We start from the raw sequence: 23,780 nt of genomic DNA, 5'->3' as shown, positions 1-23,780 counted from the left end.
AAAACAGGGTCTGCCCTTCCTAGTGCAGACCCTTGTCTTATATTTCCTTTGCTGTTATTTGGTTGATTCCAGATATCCTTTCTGGGCAGCTGTCAAGTATTCTGCCCATTCCTGCAGTACTTCTTCAGCCGTCTTTTCTTTGAGCAGGACAGCCTGCAGTCCTGGCTCCTGTACCTTTGTCAAAAATTCATTCCATTCAGGTAGCCATAATGGTCTGGCAAGAAATTTTACATCCTTTGAACTCATCATTTCTTCATATACCGGCATATATGTATTGTCCTGATACCATTCGTCCTCATAGACTAGATCATTGACCGGAACTCGTCCGTCTTTTTCACAGAAATAGGATACTGCGTCGTGAGATACGAGGAATTCTAAGAATTTTACTCCGCCTTCTCTGTTTTTTGCGCCTTCAAACACAGTATAGCCCAAGAATGGAACATCTTTTGTCACCACAACACCTTCCTTATTTGCCGGAGCAAGCGCGTTGGTAAAATTCCCTTCACCCAAATTATTAATATTTTCTGCCAGTGCAGAAGAATTATTCGCGATTCCCATAGCCGTACCGGAGCCAAATTCTGCTACCATTTCTTTATAGCTGTTAGATACACTGTCTTTTGATGTCCAGCCATTCCAGTAGATAGAAGCGTATGCTTCCAATGCCTCTGTAAAGATCGGATCACTTAATACACAGTTGCCTTCTTCATCAAAAAGCTGATCCTGGTTTGCGTAAGTAAAAATAAAATCCAGCATATTATCCAGGGAACCTGCGCCGCCTCTCAAAGAGTAGAAGTATGTACCGTTGTCCGCGTCCGCATAAGTTTCACAATCCTGCATAAATTCATCGATCGTTTTCGGAATTTCTACTCCTTTTTCTTTCATCAGAGTCGTGTTATACCAGTATACCTGCGGCTGCGTATATTGCGGCAGACAATAGAGTTTTCCATCTGTCGAACAATTCCGTATGGCGTTGAGCGCATTTTCAGCAATATGGTCTTTTTCTTCAAAACTGTTAAAATCTTCTTCGACACAGGAGAGAGCGCCTTGATTGATCAACGTCGATACATCCTGGTCGCGGATACTTGCAACATCCGGCACTGTATTTGTCGCGATCGCCGTATTATATTTCTGCAAATAAGAATCTGACGGCAATCCCACATATTCCACTTTATACTCTGGGTTTTCTTCCTCAAACTGCGCGATCAGCTTTTCAAAAATAGCGTTCGAATTCGCGTTCCCGTCATGGTACCAAAACTCGATCGTCTCTTTGTCTTTTGATGCGCTTTCTTCTCCTTTTGCTCCGCAGCCTGCAAGCATGCCTGTCAGCAAAACGCCTGTCAACAATATACTGATGACTTTCTTTTTCTTCATGATTTCCTTTTCCTCCTTTATTTAACTGCCTTTATACGGCATTTTTTACTGTTATCCTTTTACAGCTCCTGAAGCAAGTCCCTGCACCAGATATTTCTGGATATAGCAGAAGATCAGAAGCACCGGTATCAAAGCTACAACCGTTCCTGCCGCCAGCCCTCCGTAATTTACCGTAAACTCACCTTTCATCATACTCAAGCCAACCGGCAGGGTAAATTTATCCGAATCACTGATAAAATTCAACGAATATACAAATTCGTTCCATGTATTAACAAACGCGAAGGCGCCGCTTGCAACGATTCCCGGCAGGATCGTAGGCACGACAATTTTAAATACAGATTTTAAAATCGTACATCCGTCAATCTGAGCCGCTTCCTCCAAGGTAGGGGAAACTCCCGAAAAGAAACCGCTGATCATGATCGTACAAAACGGAAGATTCACTGTTGTATTTACGATCACAAGTGACCACAGATTGTTGATCAGTCCCATATTATTAAAGATCGTGAATAAGGGTACCAGTATTACGACGCCTGGAAGCATCTGTGTCACTAAAAGCAGCAGAAAAACAAATTTTTTACCTCTGAATTTATATCGTGATATCGCGTATCCTCCCATGATCGCGATTGCTATAACAAAAATCGTCGTGACAATAGATACAAATAAGCTGTTTAAAAAGTATTTATCAAATCCCATACTGGAAAGCATGGACGCATAGTTGTCCATTGTAAACGGATCCGGAAGATATTTCACCGGGAGTTTCATAATGGAACCCTGTTCTTTAAGGGATGTATTCAAAAACCAGTAAAACGGAAACAACATGATAATTGTCACGACCGCGACAGGTATGTAGCAGGTAAATGTCTTAATGATCCTCTTTTTCGTTGTCCGTTTCATCAGTAATACTCCTCCTCTCCGTATTTCCCAATTTTCAAATATATAGCCGAGAAAACAACAAGTACAATCATTACGATGACAGCCATTGCAGAAGCATATCCAGCATCCAGGGAATCATTAAACGTCATCATGATATATACCGGAATCGTCAATGTAGAGAAATTTGGCCCTCCTTTTGTCATCCCATAAATAATATCCACAATATTCAAAGTCCAGATTGTCCTAAGCAGCGTCGTAAGCAGCAAAGTATCCTTTATCAACGGCAATGTGATCTTGAAAAACTTGTACATAGCCGACGCTCCATCCACATCTGCTGATTCATATACTTCTGTGGGTATCGTCTGCAGTGCTGACAATATACTGATTGCAAAAAACGGAACACCTCTCCAGGTATTTGCTATGATCATTGCCCACATAGCTGAAGTGCCGCTAGAAAACCAGGATATTTTTCCATCCACGATCCCCAGCTTCATCAACAAATCTCCGATGACTCCTACGCTTTCATTAAACATAAAGCTCCAAATCAGTGCCACCAAAATTCCGCCTACTGCCCAAGGTGTAAAAATCAATGCGCGGAACACGCCTCTTCCTTTGAATTTTTGATTCAGCAGAAGTGCTACGAGCAGACCGAAGAACAACTGCAAAATAACATTAACAACTGTCCAGAAAACAGAGTTTACAGCTGCCTTCCAAAAAGTCTCGTCCTCCATAAGCCTTATGAAATTAGCTCCTCCGTTAAATCCCATGTCCTGCATATTCGTCAATACATGATCCTGCATGCTCAGCCAGAAAGTATTAAATATAGGATACAGCATAAATACGGCAATCACGGCAAGAAGTGGCAAAAGCATAAAATATGGCATAGCTTTCTTCTTATAGTATTGCTTCTTTTTGAACATCTTCGCTTCCCCCTTTCTGACTAAAATTTTATCTTTTTTCTTTCTTTTTTTCGTTCACTATTTTCTCATTTTTGTTCAATATTTTACTGTATTATACATTTTTTATATTTTTTCTTTTATAATCCGATATGTTTTATATAAATTTTTCAAAAACTCATTCCTATACCAACTCTCTCTTGCAGACCTCTTCCGATCGTATCCTTCACCAAAGATCATATTTTGTATTGTCTACATATCCTCTTTCCCTCAATTCTGCCAGATATCGTTTTGCAGTATCGGCTTTCCAACTGCCTCTTTTGAGCATGACAAGGGGCAGATGAAGATCACAGAAGTTTGAATACGGTATATCAAATAATTGTCTTGCCGCTTCGCGCTCACATTTTTCTGCCATTTCTGCCGGAAGTACGATTTCATATGCAAAGTCCATATTTTCATCACACCAGAATCTGCCTCCTGAATACAGTTCTATATTTGCCTCATTGGCAAAAAGAATAAACTCCCTTCTGGTATCCGCAGTCATCATCACAGGATGCGGATACCAAACAGCCCTGATATACTCCTCCTCCACATAGAAGGAAGACTGTATCTCCAATATAGAAACCAAAGGATGTAAAAGTCGTGCGAACACATGCCATTCTTCACGGAAAATCGTTACAATAGAGGCGCTTGTATCCCACTTTTGCTTCTCTAAACATAGTTCTCTGGATTTTCTGTTTACAATTTGTTCTAATATGATCCTGCTGTCTTGTTTCATCCTGACACTCCTCCTATATACATACCATAACGTATTTCTTACACAGCCGCCGAAAGCCTTTTTTTGCGCTCTTTTAAAATCGCAATATAATTTGTCAGCAGTTTCTCTAAATCTATATTTTTTGGTGCATGCCTCCACACCATTCCTGTACCTGCCAAATCTTTGAGAGACTCTTTTTCTAACCTCTCATCCATAAAGAACATTTCCAGATGTTCACTTCTTATCCAGGCAGACATTGCCTGTAAAAATATAGGCGAATCTGTACGCAAAAGATCATACAAAAAATGCGGCAGATATTCCCAGTAAGGAGCTTCACCTCGTCTTCTGTTCCATGCCCTGTAGGGCAAGATCATCACATTGCAGCGCTGTTGTCCAAGATCAAATAATACAGATAATAATGCTGTCAGTTTCTCTGCCGGTAAATACTCTTCCATATTTGCCAGAAGGTCATTTAAAAACTCCGGATACTCTTTTAATCCTACTTTTTTAGGTTTCAATTCTTCATACTCATATTCCTTCCACTTTTCCCATGAAGCACAGGCAAAATGATTTAAAACATAACGCAGTGGAAGCCACAGAGAAAAAATCGTGTCGGCATTCAAATTTCCGTCTGTCAGTATGCAGTCTAAATCTGTTTTCTGCCGGTACAGATCGCCTGCTTTTGTTTTCTTTCTCCAATATCTGATTTTTTCTCTTATTGGTGAATACATCTGCATATTCTTTATCTTTTCTGATCTTTTTCCCTTTTCCATATCTGTATGTTCCATTTTTTCTCCTCCCGACATGTTTTTCGATGTTTAAATATTAATATATTATTATATATGTATTTTACATTATATTAACGTATAGAAACACACTTGTCAACAATTAGCTTAAATGTTTTTACATTTGTATTTTTTATTAATCTGTGCTATACTAAATTATCAAACATCAAGGAGGTATACATTTATGTACAGTTATATATTGGATGTCACGGCAGCTAATAAAAAAATCCCTCTTACTGAAGAATTCGAGCATGCCATCGCAGAGGCCTGCCAAAATGCCAATACTACCACGAATTCGCAGCGTTATGGCCGGGAATTCCGCTTTATTTCCAGAATAGACCCCTATACGATCCGACTTGGCCTCAAGGCAGAAAAAGCAGTTATCGCTACCAGAGCAATATCCAGTATTACCAGGGCTTTGATCCGTACCTACGATACAGATAAACTGGAGACATTAAAATATAATGGAAGTATTCTAAATGCTACGGTTGCAGAGCAACATGAAGACGCCGCAGAAATATACATCAATCTAGAACCTTATGAAATCTTACAGAGCGTGACAGAAATATTTTTTGGTCAGGGGAAAAAAAGAAATAAAGATAAAAAAGTCGCTGAGGAAGCGGCAGATAAAATAAAGCAGATTGTGATCGATTATAAAAGCAGGACATTGCTATGAGCGTAATAAAAGAGCCGCTGTAAAATAGATGTCATACATCATCTATTTTACAGCGGCTTCTTGTTTCTTTTATAGTCTCATTTTATGATCGGCTCTGCGTCCGGCGCAATGATACAACTATACAAGTTCGATCAGAACTTCCATAGCAGCGTCACCTTTACGCTGTCCTATCTTTACGATTCTTGTGTATCCACCATTGCGGTCAGCATACTTTGGCGCGATCTCTGTAAACAATTTGTCTACCAGATCTACATTTTTCGTATTTTTCTTTCTTCCAGCTCCTGCAGCAGGTACTTCCTTTACAGGATAAAGGACCTTCAGCATTTCTCTTCTTGCATGCAGTCTGCTTGGCTGATCTTTTTTAATCTTCTTCTCAACTTCGTCATATACAGTAACTCTCTTGCCATCAACGACTTCTTTTACTCTCTTGCCGTCTTTATCTTTACGTGCAACCTTTGCCATTACTGTAACTTCATCAAAATTGTCTTTTTCTTTTACTGCCATAGCGATCAGGCCTTCTGCAATCTTACGGATCTCTTTTGCCTTTGCTTCTGTAGTAATAATCTTTCCATGGTTCAGCAGTGCTGTCACCTGGTTTCTAAGTAAAGCTTTTCTCTGGGAAGAAGTTCTTCCGAGTTTTCTATACTTTGCCATTTTATTCATCCTCCATAAAAAACATTTGGTTATGCGTCTTCGGGCTTATTAATCAAATGCCCCTGTCATGCACGTCGGACTTACTGACAGGATATTTAAATAATAAATCTCTGATCCGGATTATTCTTCACCTTGATTTAATTCCAGATTCAGTTCTTTCAATTTTGCAAGTACTTCTTCCAAAGACTTACGTCCAAGGTTACGCACTTTCATCATATCTTCCGGCGTCTTATTTGTCAGTTCTTCCACTGTATTGATGCCGGCTCTCTTAAGACAATTGTAGGAACGTACGGAAAGTTCAAGCTCATCAATGCTCATTTCCAATACTTTCTCTTTCTCATCATCTTCTTTTTCAATCATAACTTCGGCAGACTGCGCAACTTCTGACAAGTCGATAAACAGCTTTAAATGCTCGCTTAAAACCTTTGCCGCAAGACTTACCGCCTCATCCGGATGCATGGTACCTTTTGTCCAAACATCTAAAGTCAGCTTATCATAATCCGTGATCTGACCCACACGCGTATTTTCAACCGTGAGGTTTACACGTTCTACAGGTGTATAGATCGAATCGATCGGAATGACCCCGATCGGCAAGTCCTCGCTTTTGTTTTTATCTGCGCTTACATATCCTCTGCCCTTTGTTATGCTAAGTTCCATATATAGTTTGCTGTCTTTGCCGCCGTTTAAAGTAGCAATGACCTGCTCCGGATTCATGATCTCAACATCCGAATCCGTCTGTACATCAGCGCCTGTGACAACGCCTTCACCTTCAAATTCTATATATGCGGTCTTAACTTCGTCTGATTCCGATGTGTTTTTGATCGCCAGAGATTTCAGATTCATGATAATCTCAGTTACATCTTCTTTCACACCTGGGATGGAACTAAATTCGTGCAGTACGCCGTCAATCTTTACAGAACTGATTGCTGCGCCCGGCAGAGAAGATAGCATAATCCTTCTCAGGGAATTTCCCAAAGTAATGCCATATCCTCTTTCCAGTGGCTCTACTACGAATTTTCCATACTTTTTATCTTCTGAAATTTCTGTAATTTCAATATTCGGTTTATTAAAATCAAACACTACACAGACCCTCCTTATGGGTTAAAATATGTTGAGGGGGTACGACTCCTTATATGATCTGCGCTTTTAAGCACAGACTATATTATTTAGAATACAACTCGACGATCAACATCTCATCAACAGGAACATCGATTGCCTCTCTTGTCGGAAGTTCTTTTACAGTGCCCTTCAGATTCTCAGAATCCACATCCAACCAGTCCGGAACCATATTTCCGCCTGTCACTTCCAGAATGTCTTTATATCTCTGGCATCCTTTGTGTTTTTCTTTGATTTCAACCGTATCTCCGGCTTTGAGCAGGTAAGAAGGAATATTTACCTGTTTGCCGTTTACAAGTACATGTTTATGGTCTACAATCTGTCTTGCTTCTTTTCTTGTTCTTGCAAATCCCATGCGGAACATTACATTGTCCAGTCTGGATTCCAGAAGAATCATCAGATTCTCACCTGTCATACCTTCCATCTGTTTTGCTTTCGCATAGTAATTCCTAAATGGTTTTTCCAGCACGCCATAGATGAATTTTGCTTTCTGCTTTTCACGCAGCTGCAAACCATATTCGCTCATTTTTCTATTTGTTCTTTTTAACTGTCTGTTAGATTTTTTACTAATTCCTAAATAGATTGGATCCATTCCTAAAGAACGGCATCTTTTAAGAACCGGAACTCTGTTTACTGCCATGTTTCTCCTCCTAAATTCTATACATGTCAGCGGATTACTACCGCATTTTTCGTTTACTTCCAGTGCTACTGATTAAATCAAGGTCTGCCGGACACAGATTACACTCTTCTGCGTTTCGGTGGACGACAACCATTGTGCGGTACCGGCGTTACATCTTTGATACTTGTCACATCAATTCCGCAAGCCTGCAATGCACGGATCGCTGCTTCTCTGCCTGAACCTGGACCCTTTACGAAAACATCTACTGTCTTAAGACCATGTACTAATGCCGCCTTTGCTGCTGTCTCAGCCGCCATTTGTGCTGCATATGGAGTAGATTTCCTTGAACCTCTAAATCCCAGACCGCCTGCACTTGCCCATGAAAGAGCATTTCCCTGTCCATCTGTCAGTGTTACGATTGTATTATTGAAAGATGACTGAATGTGTGCCTGTCCGCGTTCAACGTTTTTCTTGACACGTTTTTTTGTTACTTTTTTTGCAACTTTTTTCGCCATTTAAACTAACCTACTTTCTTCAATTTGTTATTTTTTCTTATTTGCTACTGTTCTCTTAGGACCTTTACATGTTCTTGCGTTTGTCTTTGTCTTCTGTCCACGCACCGGAAGTCCTTTTCTATGACGGATTCCACGATAGCAGCCGATTTCTTTCAGTCTCTTGATATTCAGCTGGATCTCTCTTCTCAAATCACCTTCTACAACCTGAGTCTCATCGATCACTGCGCTGATCTTTTTTACTTCTTCACTTGTCAAATCTCTGACACGAGTACTAGGATCTACTCCTGCCTCTGATAAAATACGGTTTGCACTTGTTCTTCCGATTCCATAAATATAAGTCAAACCAATTTCTACACGTTTGTCTCTTGGTAAGTCTACACCTGCGATACGAGCCATGTGTCTTTCCTCCATTTTCTTTTTCGCTGTTCTTTCGCCATACAAGTTCGACTTCGTGCTCCGCACTACTTCTCACTGTGGCGTGCGCCTCTTCTGCGCTTTTTCGCCATGCAAGTCCGACTTCGTGCTCCGCACTACTTCTCACTGTGGCGTGCGCCACATACAATCTTGCCCGAAACGCTCTTGGCAAATACATTTGCCTGTGCGTTTCTGTCAATCTTGTGCATGGCTTTACGTTGTTACATATTGTCCCTAATTGAGGCTGTGGATGTGGTGTTTATTGTACATCCTACCGGGGTATGTTCCCGATATCCCAGCCCAGGCATGTTTGTTGCATACCCTTTCCCGGCACGGAAATTTTTCCGCCAATGCAAATGCCGAGTATTATAAGCAATATACACCTGCACATTTTCTAAGACAAAAAAGTGCAGCAGACTACCCGCTCTGCCGGTACCTTACGCAGCCGCGGTGTATCCTTACTGTATATTAAACAGCTCTACACACCTCCTGGTGTATCGTGCTGTCAGCCGCCTAAATAATTACACAAATCACCTCGGATATTTTTCTATTCCCTTATCCCTGACGTTGTTTGTGTTTCGGATTCTCACAGATTACTCTGATACTTCCTTTTCTTTTAATAATTTTGCATTTTTCACAAATTGGTTTTACTGATGACCTAACCTTCATGTTAAATCCTCCTTTCCCTACTTTGCTCTGCCTATATTTCCTGCTGTTTCAGACACACCATCCCAAAAACAGCCACTTAACAGTATAACGCCTAACTGCCAATAAAGTCAATAACTAACTTTATTTTTCTCTGTAATTTTTCGATATTCTCAAAAAAATAACTATTTGTCTCTCCAGACGATCCTTCCTTTGCTAAGATCATATGGAGACATTTCCAGAGTTACTTTATCTCCCGGTAAGATTTTAATAAAATTCATCCGTAATTTTCCACTGATATGTGCCAGAACTATATGGCCATTTTCCAATTCCACTTTAAACATGGCGTTTGGCAGCTTTTCAACTACAACTCCTTCAATTTCAATTACGTCAGCCTTTGACATACTTAATCCTCCTGCATTTACAGCACTTTTACATGTAATCCTTTTTAAGGGAATATTTCAGTATCATATTTCTAACTGCTATCTCATCCGCTGTATCTTCAACTCGTTCCTTCAAAATAACCTGCAGATGTTTTTTATTCTTCTTTTTTAATCTTTCAGACGAATGCGACTGTCCGTCTGAAAGATATACATATTCATCATTGACACGAATAATGACATATATACGATTTTTGTCATGTCCCGCCTTTGACCGCACAAGCATTCCCGGTTCAAACAGCATACGCTATTCCCCTAAAATCTTTGTGACTGCATCGAATACAACATCTATATCTACTGTTCCATCGACATTTTTCAAAATTCCTGCCTGTGTATAATATTCGATCAACGGCTGTGTCTGCTCATGGTATACATGGAGACGCTTTTCTACGGTTTCCGGCTTATCGTCATCTCTGAGGATCAGACTGCCCTGGCATTTATCACAAACGCCCTCCTTTTTAGGAGCCGCATAAACAATGTGGTATGTTGCGCCACAATCTACACATGCACGGCGTCCAGACATACGCCTGATGATATTTTCATCCGGCACTTCTACATTGATGGCATAATCCATTTTCTGATCCATGTTGGCAAGTGCTCTATCCAATGCTTCCGCCTGTGGGATTGTTCTTGGGAAACCATCCAGGACATACCCTTTTTGGCAGTCCTCCTGATTTACTCTGTCCACGACAAGATCTACGACCAATTCATCCGGCACTAACAATCCCTGATCCATATAGGTCTTCGCCTTTTTCCCCAATTCCGTGCCATTTTTAATGTTTGCGCGGAAAATATCTCCTGTTGAGATATGAGGGATATCATACTTTGCCGCGATTTTTTTAGCCTGTGTACCTTTTCCGGCGCCTGGAGCTCCCAGCATAATAATTTTCATATCCGTATACCTCCGTTAATGCACAATAACGAGTGTGCCCCTGAATACGCTTTTACGCAGTTCTCCCGGGTCACCCTCGCTAAAGTAATCTAATTAGTATCCAAGGAAACTATTCTTCATGTTACTTCCCTTGTTATTCAAAAATCCTGTATAGTTGCGGACAAGCATTTGTGATTCAATCTGCTTCAATGTCTCTAATACGACTCCGACTATGATGATAAGGGATGTTCCTCCAAAAGAAACATTTGCCCCGAATACACCATTAAAGAAATACGGTATTACCTGGACAATGACAAGCCCGCATGCTCCAATGAAAATAATGTAATTCAATATTTTTTGTAAATATTCTACCGTCGGTCTTCCTGGACGTATTCCTGGAATAAAACCTCCGCTCTTTTTCATATTGTTTGCAATCTCTAACGGATTGAATGTAATAGAGGTATAGAAATATGCGAAAAAGATGGTCAATAAAATATATACGATCAGCCCGATCGAATAAATCGGATTCTCTGGATCACACCACGCATTGGAATTCATTCCTCTTAATATCTGACTTCCGATACCGGTTCCATTTCCTTTTCCAAGGAACTGCGCGATCACAATCGGTGTCTGCATCAATGACGATGCAAATATGACCGGAATAACTCCCGCTGTATTTACTTTCAGCGGAATGTGTGTGGATTGACCTCCATATGTTTTTCTTCCCTGTACTTTCTGGGAATACTGAACAGCAATTCTTCTCTCCCCACTCTGCAGAAGTACGACAAATACGACAACTACTAATAAAACTGCCAATATGATCAGCGCGGCAAGTCCTCCCTTTGCCAGTGTCTTTCCCTTTACGAACTGTGTATACAGTGTAATAAAATCCTCCGGCACACGAGATAAAATATTGATCAAAAGAACAATGGATATACCATTTCCAATGCCCTTTTCTGTTATACGTTCGCCAATCCACATCAGAAATGCACTACCAGCTGTTAACGTACATACAACGATCGCCGTATTCACAAAATTATACTCTACTAACAGTCCCTGTCTCCCAAAACCAACTGCCATTGCGGTAGATTCGATCAAAGCAAGTATGACTGTCACATAACGGGTGATCGTCGCAATCTTCTTTCTTCCGTCCGCGCCTTCTTTTTGCATTTCCTCCAGTTTCGGGATCGCAATGGTCAAAAGCTGCATGATGATGGAAGATGTGATATACGGTGTAATGCTCAAAGCAAATACGGACATCTTGGTAAATGATCCGCCGGTAAATGCGTCAAAGAAATTGAACGCATCACCGGTCTGGCTCGCAAATAAATTCTGAAGTACGGTTGGATCTACGCCTGGAGTAGGCAGTTCAGAGCCGAGTCTTACGACGACTAACATCATAAATGTATAGAAAATTCTTTTTCTGACATCTTCTATCTGAAATGCCCTTCGTACAGTCTGTAGCATTAGATCACCTCTGCTTTTCCACCAAGTGACTCAATCTTTTCAGCTGCTTTTGCACTAAATGCATTTGCCTGAACAGTAAGTTTCTTAGTTAACTCTCCATTTCCAAGAATTTTAACACCATCTTTTGGATTTTTTACGATTCCGCTTTCGATCAATGTCTCTACGGAAACTGTAGCGCCGTCTTCAAATACTTCCAGCGCGCTTAAATTGATGCCCACGATCGTCTTAGAGTTTCTGCATTTGAACCCTCTCTTTGGCAGTCTTCTATATAAAGGCATCTGTCCGCCTTCAAAGCCTGGTCTTGGAGCCCCTGAACGTGCTTTCTGACCTTTATGGCCTTTTCCGGCTGTTTTGCCATTTCCAGAAGCGTGGCCGCGGCCTCTTCTGAAATTATCACTCTGTTTGGAACCGTCTGCCGGTCTTAAGTTTGATAAGTCCATGACGTTACCTCCTTATCGTTTCTTAAATTTATGCTTCTTCAACTTTTACTAAATGTCTAACCTGCTGTACCATACCTCTGGTAGCCGCATTATCCGGCAATTCAACTGTCTTATTGAGTTTGTTCAGACCCAGCGCTTCAACAGTTTTTCTATGCTTAGGTATAGCACCGATTGTAGACTTTACTAATGTCACTTTCAAATTTGCCATTTTGTTTACCTCCTATGCGATAAAGCTTCCCTGTTTTTATAAAACAGGGGAAAGCTCATCCTAGCCTACGACCTCTTCTACTGATTTGCCACGAAGTCTTGCAACCTCTTCCGGTGTCTTCATCGCTTTCAGACCTTCGATCGTAGCAAGCACTACATTCTGTTTATTGTTTGAGCCCAAAGACTTTGTACGGATATTCTTAATACCTGCCAGCTCGATCACGGCACGTGCCGGACCTCCAGCGATCACACCAGTACCATCCGGAGCTGTCTTCAAAAGCACTGAAGCGCTTCCGAATTTTCCGATAACATCATGTGTAACACTTTCGTTTGCATCCATCGCAACAGAGATCATCTTCTTCATTGCGTCTTCTTTCCCTTTACGGATTGCTTCCGGGATCTCAGTAGCTTTTCCCAAACCTGCACCAACATGGCCATTTCCGTCGCCAACTACAACTAAAGCTGTGAACCGGAAGTTACGACCACCTTTAACGACTTTGGTAACACGTTTGATTGATACCACTTTTTCTGTTAATTCTAATTGATTAGCATCAATACGTTCCTGTTTCATCTGTGTTCTCCCTTCCCTAGAAATTCAGCCCAGCTTCTCTTGCTGCGTCTGCCAGTGCTTTGATTTTTCCCTGATATATAAAGCCGCCTCTGTCAAAGACAACCTCAGTAATACCTTTTTCTTTTGCCTTTTCAGCAATTACTTTTCCAAGATATGCCGCAGCGTCAACATTGTTGGTCTTTTCTAATTCTGCTTTCACGTCTTTCTGAAGAGTGGAAGCTGCAACCAGAGTGTTTCCAACTGTATCGTCAATAATCTGCGCATACATATGATTATTACTTCTAAACACAGCTAAACGTGGTCTTTCAGCTGTACCGCTGAAACGGTTACGTAATTTCATGTGTTTTTTTCTACGAACTTCGCTTCTTGATTTCTTACTAACCATTTTCACACTCTCCTTATTTATTTCTTACCAGTCTTACCAACTTTACGTCTAATAACTTCATCAGCATACTTGATACCCTTGCCTTTATATGGCTCCGGTCTTCTCTTGTCTCTGATCTCAGCAGCGTATTGGCCTACTTTTTCTTTATCGATACCTTTTACAGTAATTTTGTTCTGACCTTCCAGAACTGTCTCAAGACCTTCCGGATCTGTCATTTCAACTGGGTGAGAGTATCCTAAGTTTAATGTCAGTTTATTTCCTGATTTTGCAGCTCTGTAACCGACACCGTTCACTTCCAGAACTTTCTGGTAACCGTCTGTTACACCGACTACCATATTGTTGATCAGTGTTCTTGTCAGACCATGCAAAGACTTCATTTTCTTTAAGTCATTCGGTCTTGTTACAACGATTTCTTCACCTGTAACTTTTATTTCCATTTCAACCGGGAGTTCTTTTACAAGAGTTCCCTTAGGACCTTTTACAGTCACTACATTATTCTCTGCAATTTCCACAGTAACGCCTGCTGGAATTGCGATCGGCAGTCTTCCTATACGTGACATACCTGTTTCCTCCTTAACTTAAATTTTCGGAATAGATGCTGTGTCTATTCTGTTTTCAGTTGCTTATGGGAGCCATTCTCCCTAGACCAGTTCCGTACGCCTAAGCTCAAACTTCGCTTTACAGCTCGTTCTCGCCAATGCTTGGGAACGACCTCGCGCTAGGCTCGACAATACCTCGCCAAGCTGCACTGGATGAGTATGTTCTTCTCGCTAAACTCGACACCACCTCGTTAAGCTCCAAGAACGACCTCGCGCTAGGCTCGACAATACCTCGCCAAGCTGCTTTCGGTCTACCATACGAAGCAAAGTACCTCTCCGCCTACGCCGAGTTTTCTTGCTTCTTTATCTGTGATCACACCTTTATTTGTGGAAATGATCGCGATACCAAGTCCTCCAAGTACTTTCGGGATTTCTTCGCTGTTTACATAAAAACGAAGTCCTGGTTTTGAAATTCTTTTCAGACCGGAGATAACTTTTTCATTCTTATCTGCGCCATATTTCAATGTGATATGAATTGTCTTGAAGTTTCCATCTTCTACGATATCATATTTTGCAATGTATCCTTCATTGTAGAGAATCTCAGCAATCGCTGTCTTCATCTTTGATGCAGGAACATCAACGGTATCATGTTTAGCAGTATTTGCATTACGGATTCTTGTAAGCATATCTGCGATTGGATCACTCATGTTCATGTGAAAGTATCCTCCTTCTATTCTTTCAATGCCTGTGTCAGGCTTAATGTCCTAGCATAGGTACATGTTCCATGCGCCTAAGCTCGACCTGCGCCTTATGGCTTGCTCTCGCTAACGCTTGGGAGCAGCCTTCTCACTAATCTCCGTCAGCGCTTCTAACGAAGTTCTTCTCGCTAAACTCGACATCGTCTCGTTAAGCTCTAAGAACGGCCTCGCGCTAGACTCGAAAAGACCTCGCCAAGCTGCTTTCGGTCTACCAGCTGGCTTTTTTCACTCCTGGAATCTGTCCTTTATATGCCAATTCACGGAAGCAGATACGGCAAATTCCATATTTTCTTAAATATGCATGCGGACGTCCGCAGATCCTGCAGCGGCTGTATTCTCTTGTGGAAAATTTTGCTTTGCGCTGCTGTTTGATTTTCATTGATGTTTTAGCCATGAATTTCCCTCCTTTACTTTGTGAATGGCATATTGAACTGTGTCAATAATTCACGGGCTTCTTCGTCAGTCTTAGCGGTTGTAACAAAAATGACATCCATACCTCTGACTTTATCTACTTTATCGTACTCGATCTCAGGGAAAATCAGCTGCTCCTTGATACCAAGAGCGTAGTTGCCTCTTCCATCAAACGCGTTCGGATTAACGCCTCTGAAGTCACGTACACGAGGCAGTGCAAGATTGATCAGGCGGTCTACAAATTCATACATTCTCTCGCCTCTTAATGTAACTTTGCATCCGATCGGCATTCCTTCTCTGATCTTAAAGTTTGCCACAGAATTCTTTGCTCTTGTAACAACAGCTTTCTGACCAGCGATCTTTTCCATATCAGCGATTGCTGACTCTAACACTTTTGCGTTTTCTTTTGCTTCGCCAACGCCCATGTTGATCACAACCTTATCAAGCTTTGGCACTTCCATAATATTCTTATATCCAAATTTTTTAATCATTGCGTCAATGATCTCATTCTGATACTGTTCTTTCAGTCTGCTCAAGTCTAAGGACCTCCTTCCTTGTATTAATCGTCGATTACGTCGCCTGTTGCTTTTGCAACACGCACCTTTTTATCGCCATCCATTTTAAAGCCGATTCTTGTTGCTTTTCCATTGTGTACATACATCACGTTGGAAATATCGATCGGTCCTTCCTGATGAACGATACCGCCGTTTTGATTGGCAGCGCTTGGTTTTGTGTGCTTTGTCAGCATGTTGACGCCCTCAACCAGAACTTTTCCGTCCTCTTTATTTACAGCAATTACTTTGCCTTCTTTGTCTTTATCTTTACCAGCGATGATTTTTACTGTATCGCCTTTTCTAATCTTCATTGTTGACATCTTAGGCACCTCCTAAAGTACTTCCGGAGCCAGGGAAACGATCTTCATAAAGTGCTTCTCTCTTAACTCTCTGGCTACTGGTCCAAAAATACGTGTTCCACGTGGATTTAAATCATCTTTTATAATAACCGCAGCATTTTCATCGAACCGGATATAGGAACCGTCTTTACGACGTGCACCTTTTACAGTACGGACAACAACAGCTTTTACGACATCACCTTTTTTCACAACGCCGCCTGGTGTTGCATCTTTAACAGTCGCAACGATCACATCGCCGATATTAGCGTATCTTCTTGTAGAACCGCCCATAACACGGATACAGAGTAATTCTTTCGCACCTGTGTTGTCTGCTACTTTCAGTCTGCTTTCTTGTTGTATCATGCAGGTAAACCTCCTTCAAAAATATATGCGAAACTACTTATTTCGCTTTTTCCATGATTTCTACAAGTCTCCATCTCTTATCTTTAGAGAGAGGTCTTGTTTCCATAACTTTCACTGTATCTCCTACATTACACTCGTTATTTTCATCATGAGCTTTCAGCTTATAAGTTCTCTTTACGATCTTCTTATAAAGTGGATGCTTCACGTGGTCTTCGACTGCAACAACGATTGTTTTGTCCATTTTGTCACTAACAACCTTGCCTGTACGAGTTTTTCTTAAATTTCTTTCTTCCACAGTACAACCTCCTATTCAGCTTTGGAAGCTTCTGTAATCACCGTCTGGATCCTGGCGATATTCTTTCTTACTTCCTTGATTCTGCTTGTATTATCTAACTGGTTCGTTGCATTCTGGAACCGAAGGTTAAACAGTTCCTTTTTCGCAGCTACTAATTCCTCATTTAATTCTTCTACAGATTTTCCTCTTAATTCGTTTACAAATGTATTAATTTTCACTGTTATCACCGCCTTCTAATTCTGCGCGAGAAACGATTTTGCATTTGCAAGGTAATTTATGCATTGCAAGACGAAGTGCCTCTCTAGCTATTTCCTCTGATACTCCTGCAATCTCGAACATTACACGGCCCGGTTTTACAACCGCTGCCCAGTATTCTACTGTTCCTTTTCCACTACCCATACGAGTTTCTGCTGGTTTTGCTGTTATCGGTTTATCCGGGAAGATTTTGATCCAAACCTTACCGCCACGTTTGATGTAACGAGTCATAGCGACACGGGCTGCCTCGATCTGATTGGAACGGATCCAACAAGGCTCTGTTGCGATGATCCCGTACTCACCATAAGAAATCGTGTTACCTCTTAAAGCTTTTCCTTTCATGGTACCACGGAATTGTTTACGACGTTTTACTCTTTTTGGCATTAACATTATTTATCGCTCCCTTCCTTATCTGCTTTAGTCGGAAGAACTTCGCCTTTGTAAACCCAAACCTTTACACCGACTTTTCCGTAAGTTGTGTCAGCTTCTGCGAATCCATAATCAATGTCAGCTCTCAGTGTTTGAAGCGGAATTGTTCCCTCACTGTAGAACTCTGTACGAGCCATATCAGCTCCGCCAAGACGTCCGGAAACAGATGTCTTAACACCAAGCGCGCCTGCTTTCATTGTTCTTGACATGCAGGACTTCATTGCACGTCTGAAAGAAATACGGTTTTCAAGCTGCTGTGCAATATTTTCTGCTACCAACTGCGCGTCTTTATCCGGTCTTTTGATCTCTTTGATGTCAACGACCAGTTTTTTATCTGTATATTTTGCAAGTTCACCTTTTACTTTTTCGATCTCAGCGCCGCCTTTTCCGATCACTACGCCCGGTTTTGCTGTATAGATCACGATCTTAACACGGTCAGATGCTCTTTCGATCTCGATTCTGGAAACACCTGCGCTGTATAATCTCTTTTTAAGAAATGTTCTGATTTCATGGTCTTCCACAAGGTTGTCTGCAAAATCTTTTTCTGCATACCATCTGGAATCCCAGTCTTTTATAACGCCGACTCTTAAGCCATGAGGATTAACTTTCTGTCCCATTATTGCCCTCCTTATCTTTCATTCAGCACGATTGTGATGTGGCTCATTCTCTTTTCGATCCTGTATGCCCTGCCCTGTGCTCTCGGTCTGATTCTCTTCATTGTTGGTCCTTTATTTGCATAACATTCCTCAATATAAAGGTTTTCAACACTCATACCATTGTTATTCTCAGCATTTGCGATAGCTGATTTTAATAATTTCTCTATTACGCTTGAAGCATATCTTGGATTATAAGCTAAAATACCAAGCGCTGTCTGTACATCCTTACCTCTGATGGCATCCAAAACGTAGCAGGCTTTCTGAACAGATACTCTGGCGTAAGAAATCTTAGCTGATGGTCTTGTATCCTTCTGCTCGTTTCTCTCTCTCTTAATTTGACTTCTATGCCCTTTTGCCATGGATGAACCCTCCTTTCGAAATATATAAATAATTATCTAACTTTTGACTTTTTCTCGTCCTTGCCATGTCCTCTGTATGTTCTTGTTGCCACGAACTCTCCGAGTTTGTGCCCAACCATATCTTCTGTTACATATACTGGCACATGCTTTCTTCCGTCATGGACAGCAAATGTGTGTCCGACAAATGACGGGAAGATTGTAGAACGACGTGACCATGTCTTAATAACTGTTTTATCACCTGATGCATTCATAGCGTCTACTTTTTTCAGTAAGCTTTCGTCTGCGAATGGTCCTTTTTTAAGTGAACGAGCCATAGGTTCTAACCTCCTTGTGAATCTAATTATTTAATCGCTTTACCGTCTCTTCTTCTTACAATCAGTTTGTTAGAAGCTTTATTTTTCTTACGCGTCTTAAGACCGAGCGCCGGTTTGCCCCATGGAGTACATGGACCTGGACGTCCGATTCCGGTCTTACCTTCACCACCACCGTGCGGATGGTCGTTCGGGTTCATAACAGAACCACGTACTGTCGGTCTGATACCCATATGACGTTTACGTCCTGCTTTACCTATGTTGATCAGGCTGTGATCGCCGTTTCCTACAACACCGATGGATGCTCTGCAAATGATCGGAACCATTCTCATCTCGCCGGAAGGAAGTCTTAAAGTAGCATATTTTCCTTCTTTCGCCATCAGCTGTGCGCTGTTTCCCGCTGAACGAACCATCTGTCCGCCTTTTCCTGGGTACAGTTCAATGTTGTGGATCTGTGTACCAACTGGGATCTCAGAAAGCGGCAGGCAGTTTCCTACTCTTACTTCTGCTTCCGGTCCATTCATAACTGTCATACCATCCTTTAACCCTTCCGGAGCAAGGATATATGCTTTTTCACCGTCTGCATAGCAGATCAAAGCGATATTGGCTGTTCTGTTCGGATCGTATTCAATACCGATAACTTTTGCCGGAATGCCATCTTTCTTTCTCTTAAAATCAATAATTCTATATTTTTTCTTTGCGCCGCCTCCGCGGTGTCTTACTGTAATCTTTCCCTGATTATTACGGCCGGCTGTTCTGCTCTTGGAATCTAACAGAGATTTCTCAGGAGTTGTCTTTGTGATTTCAGTAAAATCAGAGCCAGTCATCTGTCTTCTGGAAGGTGTATATGGGTTATATGTTTTAATTCCCATTACTGTCTCTCCTTTCGTTCATCCTAATTATTAGTTTCACGGATTTGCACCGTTTAGATTGATGAATTTTCATCATATGATACCAAGTTCGGTCCACCAAGCTTGTTCTGCGTTTCCGGCTTGATGCCAGAAGTCCGTGCGCCTAAGCTCAGGCTTCGTTTGCACTCGCTTTCACTAATGCTTGGGAACGGGTCTCGACTAAAACTCAACCTGCGTCTTCGACTTGTTCTCGTTAAGTCTACAGACCCTCGAAAATTTCAATATCAGCGCTGTCCTCTGTGAGCTGGACAATCGCTTTCTTTGTCTTTGCTGTCTTTCCGTATGTCATACCACGTCTCTTTGTCTTTCCGTCCAGATTCATAGTATTTACACTTTTCACTTTTGTTCCTGAGAACATTTTTTCAACAGCTTCTTTTATCTGAGATTTAGTAGCTTCTGTATGAACAAGGAATGTATATTTCTTGTCAGCCATCAGCTCCATACTCTTTTCAGTAATGACCGGTTTAAGGATTACATCATAATACTGGATATTTGCCATTATGCGTACACCTCCTCAATTGTTGCAACTGCAGCTTTCGTTGTGATCACTGTGTTGTATTTCAGGATGTCATATACGTTGATCGTATTTGTGCGTGCTGTCTTTACAGCCGGAATATTCTTCGCGGAAATCTCTACATTTGTATTTCCGTCTTCCAGAACAACCAGTGCTTTATTTACATGCAGGTTGTTTAACACTTCCTGGAATTTCTTTGTCTTGATCTCATCAAATTTCAGTTCATCGATCACGATGAATTTATTTTCTTCTACTCTGGAAGAAAGTGCAGATTTCAGAGCCGCTCTCTTTTCCTTCTTATTCATCTTGAAAGAATACTCTCTCGGTGTAGGAGCAAATACCACTCCACCGCCTGTCCACTGCGGAGCTCTTGTAGAACCTTGTCTTGCATGTCCTGTTCCTTTTTGTCTCCACGGTTTTCTTCCGCCGCCGGAAACTTCAGAACGTGTTTTTGCTTTCTGTGTTCCCTGACGATTATTTGCAAGCTGATTTACGACCGCCATGTGTACAAGATGTTCATTCACCTCAACACCAAATACAGCATCGTTTAAATCGATCGTACCAACTTCTTTACCTTCGATATTATAAACAGATACGTTAGCCATCTGTGTGTTCCTCCTTTCTTATCTGTCAGACTATTTGCCGCTCTTTACTGTTTCTCTGATCGTTACCAGACATTTCTTCGGTCCCGGAACAGAACCCTTTACTAACAGCAGATTGTCTTCAGCGTCTACTCTGACAACCTCAAGATTCTGAACAGTGATTTTTTTGCATCCCATCTGTCCCGGCATCTTTTTGCCTTTGAACACCTTGCTCGGATCAGATGCAGCGCCGTTGGAACCGGCATGACGATGAAATTTAGAACCATGTGTCATAGGTCCTCTGCTCTGATTGTGACGTTTGATAGCACCCTGGAAACCTTTACCTTTAGAAATCGCGGTAGCGTCAATTTTATCGCCCGCCTCAAAGATGTCAGCTTTAATCTCCTGTGCCAATGTATACTCTTCAGCATTTTCAAATCTGAATTCTTTAACATATCTCTTTCCAGATACGCCTGCTTTGTCAAAATGACCTTTTTCAGCCTTTGTCACACCATTTCTGTGCGCGATTTCTTTTTTGCCGCTCTTGTCCTTTGTGACAATCTTTTCTTTTTTGTCAACAAAACCAACCTGAACCGCACTGTAACCGTCATTCTCTGCTGTCTTTACCTGTGTTACCACACAAGGACCAGCCTGAAGGACTGTTACCGGAATCAATCTTCCGTCTTCTTCATTGAAGATCTGCGTCATTCCAACTTTTGTCGCTAAAATAGCTTTCTTCATTATTATTACCTCCTGTGATTTACAGCGGAACGCTTGCGCGCTCATCCTAAATATAGGATCGTTACTGTTACTGTGTTCGTTTACCTTGCCATATCCGGCAAAGCTTCACCAAATGTTTTACTTGTTTTTCATTTTGATATCAATGTAAACACCAGCCGGCATTTCCAGTCTGGAAAGCGCATCCACCGTCTTCTGTGTCGGTGTCATGATATCGATCAGTCTCTTATGAGTTCTCTGCTCGAACTGCTCTCTGGAGTCTTTGTATTTGTGTACCGCTCTCAAAATTGTAACTACTTCCTTTTTCGTCGGAAGTGGTACCGGTCCACTAACCTGCGCCCCGTTCTTTTTTACAGTTTCGATGATTTTCTTTGCGGATGCATCAACAAGCTGATGATCATACGCTTTCAATGTGATTCTCATTACTTGACTTGCCATAAAAAAAGTCGCCTCCTTTTCGTACTTTTGACTTCAGTACGACAAGCGGTGACTGTACACTCTCCCGTGTGTGTCGCGAGAAACTCACACGTTGTTTCCTACTCTTACCTTACGGTAAACAGTGATCAGTTGTGATACGTACAGTGACTTGTCGCCAGTTTCCTAACTTGACATTCGCTCCACGGAAAACCTGCCATACAGTGCTTTCACACTATCAGCAGCAACCTCACGCTTCATAGCTATCATGCCACAGCTCTCTTAGTATATCTGATTCATACCCATTTTTCAAGTAGTTTTTTAGAAATATTGTATTTTTTTCAATATGGAGATTACAATTCGAACTTGAACTATTTTTTTTGATATGAAAAATTGAATAAAAGACTTGTTACCGCTGGGCTGTAGGCTTTTTGTCCTCTCCCTTTGTAACTATTTATATTATACCATTTTTTACCATTTTGTTCAATAGAAAAGCCTTGTTTTTTCGCTGTTTTCTCTGTATTTATGCACTTTATACAAAATAGTAATAATTCCTATTTTCGGCACATCTAAGCTGTTCTTGATAAAATTTTATCTATTTCTTCCTTATAACATTGCTCCGCCGTTTTCCATCCGAGGACTTTTCTATACATTGTATTTATCCATACCTCTACTTCTTCTATCTCACCCTTTGTATAGTCTTTAATCGGAGTAAATTTCTTCACAAATCTTCTTATGATTCTGTTTGTATTTTCATTTGTTCCTCTTTCCCAACTCGAGTAAGGATGTGCATAATAAACCTTTATCCCTTTCTTTTCTAACTTATACAGACTTGAAAACTCTGTGCCATTGTCCGTAGTTATACTTTTAAAAACTTTATCAGAGCATGACGTTTCTTTGATAATATCTCTTAATTTACGCATAACCGCCGCACTTGTTTTTCCGCTTATTTTCCTTATAATTTCCTTCCTTGTTTTTCTTTCTGTTAATACAAGCAATACTTTATCCTTGCTCCGTTTCCCGATCACAAGATCAATTTCCCAGTGCCCGAACTCTTTTCTATTATTAATATGATCCATCCGCTTTTCAATACTTGTCCCTCTTATACGCTTATGTGTACGGACTATCTTCTTTCTTTTTACTTTCCTGCCTACCTTCTCCGGCAAATCAATATTTTTAATATTTAATAACCCCCTATCCATATAAGAATACAGAGTACTTACAGACATAACTTCCCCTTCTTTAAATATATTTCTCTGAACCGCTTCTGCCAAAGCCGAAGCAAAAGAACGTTTTTCATTTAAAACTTTATTCTCTACATATCTAATAAACGCTGCACAGCTTTCCAATTTCACAGGCTTTCTGCACCGTTCTCGATTCTTCTTATATACAGCTTCCCCTGTATCTGGAAAATACTTTTCTTTTTCATAATAATTTACAATTACATTAATTGTACCACGCTTTAGCTCATTACGTATCGTATTACTTGCACGCCCCAATAACTTCGCTATCTTATATGCAGAATATCCCTCCTGTACCAGTAAGGCTATCTGCCTCCGTTCCTCAAAGCTCAAATGCTTTCCCTTCCTGCTCTCTTTTTTCTTATCCATTCTTCTTTCGCCTAACCTGTTTAAAACACCAAAAACTTAACA

38 protein-coding genes are annotated in these 23,780 nt (G+C 41.1%); 1 reads left to right on the top strand and 37 read right to left on the bottom strand.

Going from position 1 to position 23,780, the window contains the following annotated elements; all coding sequences use genetic code 11:
* Nucleotides 1–54: 54 nt before the first annotated feature.
* The 5 genes from BN3282_RS07420 to BN3282_RS07400 form a co-directional block, all read right to left on the bottom strand.
* Nucleotides 55–1,371 (bottom strand): ABC transporter substrate-binding protein, encoded by a 1,317-nt coding sequence (locus BN3282_RS07420; protein WP_059067948.1) that lies wholly within the window; start codon nt 1,369–1,371, stop codon nt 55–57.
* 51 nt (nt 1,372–1,422) lie between these two features.
* Nucleotides 1,423–2,265: a carbohydrate ABC transporter permease gene (locus BN3282_RS07415; protein ID WP_059067947.1), complete on the bottom strand. Its 843-nt coding sequence runs from the start codon at nt 2,263–2,265 to the stop codon at nt 1,423–1,425.
* Nucleotides 2,265–3,164, bottom strand: coding sequence for a carbohydrate ABC transporter permease (locus BN3282_RS07410; protein WP_059067946.1), 900 nt, complete (start codon nt 3,162–3,164; stop codon nt 2,265–2,267). Before BN3282_RS07410 ends, BN3282_RS07415 begins: the two co-directional genes overlap by 1 nt.
* Nucleotides 3,165–3,366: 202 nt before the next feature.
* Nucleotides 3,367–3,918: a hypothetical protein gene (locus tag BN3282_RS07405; protein WP_059067944.1), complete on the bottom strand. Its 552-nt coding sequence runs from the start codon at nt 3,916–3,918 to the stop codon at nt 3,367–3,369.
* Between the two features lie 38 nt (nt 3,919–3,956).
* Nucleotides 3,957–4,685: a hypothetical protein gene (locus BN3282_RS07400; RefSeq protein WP_059067941.1), complete on the bottom strand. Its 729-nt coding sequence runs from the start codon at nt 4,683–4,685 to the stop codon at nt 3,957–3,959.
* A 181-nt stretch (nt 4,686–4,866) separates the two neighbouring features.
* Here BN3282_RS07400 and BN3282_RS07395 point away from each other — a divergent pair, with 181 nt between their 5' ends.
* Nucleotides 4,867–5,358: a hypothetical protein gene (locus BN3282_RS07395; RefSeq protein WP_059067938.1), complete on the top strand. Its 492-nt coding sequence runs from the start codon at nt 4,867–4,869 to the stop codon at nt 5,356–5,358.
* Nucleotides 5,359–5,475: 117 nt separating this feature from the next.
* On the opposite strand, the gene BN3282_RS07390 is transcribed toward BN3282_RS07395, so the two are convergent.
* The 32 genes from BN3282_RS07390 to BN3282_RS07235 form a co-directional block, all read right to left on the bottom strand.
* Nucleotides 5,476–6,012: a bL17 family ribosomal protein gene (locus BN3282_RS07390; RefSeq protein WP_059067936.1), complete on the bottom strand. Its 537-nt coding sequence runs from the start codon at nt 6,010–6,012 to the stop codon at nt 5,476–5,478.
* Nucleotides 6,013–6,132: 120 nt separating this feature from the next.
* Entirely contained in the window at nt 6,133–7,092 is a 960-nt protein-coding gene (locus BN3282_RS07385; protein WP_059067934.1) for a DNA-directed RNA polymerase subunit alpha, read from the bottom strand.
* Between the two features lie 82 nt (nt 7,093–7,174).
* On the bottom strand, nt 7,175–7,768 hold the full coding sequence (gene rpsD / locus BN3282_RS07380) for a 30S ribosomal protein S4 (protein WP_059067932.1): 594 nt from the start codon (nt 7,766–7,768) through the stop codon (nt 7,175–7,177).
* A 98-nt stretch (nt 7,769–7,866) separates the two neighbouring features.
* Complete coding sequence (gene rpsK, locus BN3282_RS07375) at nt 7,867–8,262, bottom strand: 30S ribosomal protein S11 (protein ID WP_059067930.1); 396 nt, start codon at nt 8,260–8,262, stop codon at nt 7,867–7,869.
* Nucleotides 8,263–8,289: 27 nt separating this feature from the next.
* Nucleotides 8,290–8,658, bottom strand: a complete 369-nt coding sequence (gene rpsM / locus BN3282_RS07370; RefSeq protein ID WP_059067928.1) for a 30S ribosomal protein S13 — start codon at nt 8,656–8,658, stop codon at nt 8,290–8,292.
* A 573-nt stretch (nt 8,659–9,231) separates the two neighbouring features.
* On the bottom strand, nt 9,232–9,345 hold the full coding sequence (gene rpmJ, locus BN3282_RS07365; protein ID WP_003497809.1) for a 50S ribosomal protein L36: 114 nt from the start codon (nt 9,343–9,345) through the stop codon (nt 9,232–9,234).
* A gap of 161 nt (nt 9,346–9,506) precedes the next feature.
* Nucleotides 9,507–9,725: a translation initiation factor IF-1 gene (gene infA, locus BN3282_RS07360; protein ID WP_004074886.1), complete on the bottom strand. Its 219-nt coding sequence runs from the start codon at nt 9,723–9,725 to the stop codon at nt 9,507–9,509.
* Between the two features lie 28 nt (nt 9,726–9,753).
* Nucleotides 9,754–10,005, bottom strand: a complete 252-nt coding sequence (locus BN3282_RS07355; RefSeq protein WP_059067926.1) for a KOW domain-containing RNA-binding protein — start codon at nt 10,003–10,005, stop codon at nt 9,754–9,756.
* A 3-nt stretch (nt 10,006–10,008) separates the two neighbouring features.
* Nucleotides 10,009–10,653 carry an adenylate kinase gene (locus tag BN3282_RS07350; protein ID WP_059067925.1) on the bottom strand — a complete coding sequence of 215 codons (645 nt, stop codon included), beginning with the start codon at nt 10,651–10,653 and terminating at the stop codon, nt 10,009–10,011.
* 93 nt (nt 10,654–10,746) lie between these two features.
* A complete protein-coding gene (gene secY / locus BN3282_RS07345; RefSeq protein ID WP_059067923.1) occupies nt 10,747–12,099 on the bottom strand; it encodes a preprotein translocase subunit SecY in 1,353 nt (450 codons plus the stop codon).
* Entirely contained in the window at nt 12,099–12,539 is a 441-nt protein-coding gene (gene rplO, locus BN3282_RS07340) for a 50S ribosomal protein L15 (protein ID WP_059067921.1), read from the bottom strand. The genes secY and rplO overlap by 1 nt, the downstream gene beginning before the upstream one ends.
* Before the next feature lie 28 nt (nt 12,540–12,567).
* Nucleotides 12,568–12,747 (bottom strand): 50S ribosomal protein L30, encoded by a 180-nt coding sequence (gene rpmD / locus BN3282_RS07335; protein ID WP_059067919.1) that lies wholly within the window; start codon nt 12,745–12,747, stop codon nt 12,568–12,570.
* Between the two features lie 60 nt (nt 12,748–12,807).
* Nucleotides 12,808–13,317 (bottom strand): 30S ribosomal protein S5, encoded by a 510-nt coding sequence (gene rpsE / locus BN3282_RS07330; protein ID WP_059067918.1) that lies wholly within the window; start codon nt 13,315–13,317, stop codon nt 12,808–12,810.
* Between the two features lie 16 nt (nt 13,318–13,333).
* The gene (gene rplR, locus BN3282_RS07325; protein ID WP_059067916.1) at nt 13,334–13,702 is read right to left on the bottom strand and encodes a 50S ribosomal protein L18; all 369 of its coding nucleotides are present in this window, start codon (nt 13,700–13,702) and stop codon (nt 13,334–13,336) included.
* Nucleotides 13,703–13,719: 17 nt separating this feature from the next.
* Nucleotides 13,720–14,262 (bottom strand): 50S ribosomal protein L6, encoded by a 543-nt coding sequence (gene rplF / locus BN3282_RS07320; protein WP_059067914.1) that lies wholly within the window; start codon nt 14,260–14,262, stop codon nt 13,720–13,722.
* Nucleotides 14,263–14,552: 290 nt separating this feature from the next.
* Nucleotides 14,553–14,954, bottom strand: a complete 402-nt coding sequence (rpsH, locus tag BN3282_RS07315) for a 30S ribosomal protein S8 (protein WP_059067912.1) — start codon at nt 14,952–14,954, stop codon at nt 14,553–14,555.
* A gap of 253 nt (nt 14,955–15,207) precedes the next feature.
* Entirely contained in the window at nt 15,208–15,393 is a 186-nt protein-coding gene (locus BN3282_RS07310) for a type Z 30S ribosomal protein S14 (RefSeq protein WP_059067910.1), read from the bottom strand.
* A 13-nt stretch (nt 15,394–15,406) separates the two neighbouring features.
* Entirely contained in the window at nt 15,407–15,946 is a 540-nt protein-coding gene (rplE, locus tag BN3282_RS07305) for a 50S ribosomal protein L5 (protein WP_059067909.1), read from the bottom strand.
* 23 nt (nt 15,947–15,969) lie between these two features.
* Nucleotides 15,970–16,284, bottom strand: coding sequence for a 50S ribosomal protein L24 (gene rplX / locus BN3282_RS07300; protein ID WP_059067907.1), 315 nt, complete (start codon nt 16,282–16,284; stop codon nt 15,970–15,972).
* Nucleotides 16,285–16,296: 12 nt separating this feature from the next.
* Nucleotides 16,297–16,665 carry a 50S ribosomal protein L14 gene (gene rplN / locus BN3282_RS07295; protein WP_059067905.1) on the bottom strand — a complete coding sequence of 123 codons (369 nt, stop codon included), beginning with the start codon at nt 16,663–16,665 and terminating at the stop codon, nt 16,297–16,299.
* Between the two features lie 37 nt (nt 16,666–16,702).
* A complete protein-coding gene (gene rpsQ / locus BN3282_RS07290) occupies nt 16,703–16,960 on the bottom strand; it encodes a 30S ribosomal protein S17 (protein ID WP_059067903.1) in 258 nt (85 codons plus the stop codon).
* Between the two features lie 11 nt (nt 16,961–16,971).
* The gene (rpmC, locus tag BN3282_RS07285) at nt 16,972–17,178 is read right to left on the bottom strand and encodes a 50S ribosomal protein L29 (protein ID WP_059067901.1); all 207 of its coding nucleotides are present in this window, start codon (nt 17,176–17,178) and stop codon (nt 16,972–16,974) included.
* Nucleotides 17,168–17,605 carry a 50S ribosomal protein L16 gene (gene rplP, locus BN3282_RS07280; protein WP_059067899.1) on the bottom strand — a complete coding sequence of 146 codons (438 nt, stop codon included), beginning with the start codon at nt 17,603–17,605 and terminating at the stop codon, nt 17,168–17,170. Before rplP ends, rpmC begins: the two co-directional genes overlap by 11 nt.
* A complete protein-coding gene (gene rpsC, locus BN3282_RS07275) occupies nt 17,605–18,261 on the bottom strand; it encodes a 30S ribosomal protein S3 (RefSeq protein WP_059067897.1) in 657 nt (218 codons plus the stop codon). Before rpsC ends, rplP begins: the two co-directional genes overlap by 1 nt.
* Nucleotides 18,262–18,272: 11 nt before the next feature.
* Nucleotides 18,273–18,659, bottom strand: coding sequence for a 50S ribosomal protein L22 (gene rplV / locus BN3282_RS07270; protein WP_059067895.1), 387 nt, complete (start codon nt 18,657–18,659; stop codon nt 18,273–18,275).
* Between the two features lie 32 nt (nt 18,660–18,691).
* Nucleotides 18,692–18,973: a 30S ribosomal protein S19 gene (gene rpsS / locus BN3282_RS07265; protein ID WP_059067893.1), complete on the bottom strand. Its 282-nt coding sequence runs from the start codon at nt 18,971–18,973 to the stop codon at nt 18,692–18,694.
* 26 nt (nt 18,974–18,999) lie between these two features.
* Entirely contained in the window at nt 19,000–19,842 is an 843-nt protein-coding gene (gene rplB, locus BN3282_RS07260) for a 50S ribosomal protein L2 (protein WP_059067891.1), read from the bottom strand.
* A gap of 238 nt (nt 19,843–20,080) precedes the next feature.
* Nucleotides 20,081–20,380, bottom strand: coding sequence for a 50S ribosomal protein L23 (gene rplW / locus BN3282_RS07255; RefSeq protein WP_059067889.1), 300 nt, complete (start codon nt 20,378–20,380; stop codon nt 20,081–20,083).
* Nucleotides 20,380–21,000 carry a 50S ribosomal protein L4 gene (gene rplD / locus BN3282_RS07250; protein ID WP_059067887.1) on the bottom strand — a complete coding sequence of 207 codons (621 nt, stop codon included), beginning with the start codon at nt 20,998–21,000 and terminating at the stop codon, nt 20,380–20,382. Before rplD ends, rplW begins: the two co-directional genes overlap by 1 nt.
* 30 nt (nt 21,001–21,030) lie before the next feature.
* On the bottom strand, nt 21,031–21,717 hold the full coding sequence (rplC, locus tag BN3282_RS07245) for a 50S ribosomal protein L3 (RefSeq protein WP_059067885.1): 687 nt from the start codon (nt 21,715–21,717) through the stop codon (nt 21,031–21,033).
* A 117-nt stretch (nt 21,718–21,834) separates the two neighbouring features.
* A complete protein-coding gene (gene rpsJ, locus BN3282_RS07240; protein WP_059067884.1) occupies nt 21,835–22,152 on the bottom strand; it encodes a 30S ribosomal protein S10 in 318 nt (105 codons plus the stop codon).
* 545 nt (nt 22,153–22,697) lie between these two features.
* Complete coding sequence (locus tag BN3282_RS07235) at nt 22,698–23,738, bottom strand: IS30 family transposase (protein ID WP_059067882.1); 1,041 nt, start codon at nt 23,736–23,738, stop codon at nt 22,698–22,700.
* Nucleotides 23,739–23,780: the final 42 nt, after the last annotated feature.

Source organism: Mediterraneibacter massiliensis (assembly GCF_001487105.1).
Lineage (GTDB): Bacteria > Bacillota > Clostridia > Lachnospirales > Lachnospiraceae > Mediterraneibacter > Mediterraneibacter massiliensis.
Note: the sequence above shows the minus strand (reverse complement) of the source record. Positions and strands in the feature narration are given on the sequence as shown.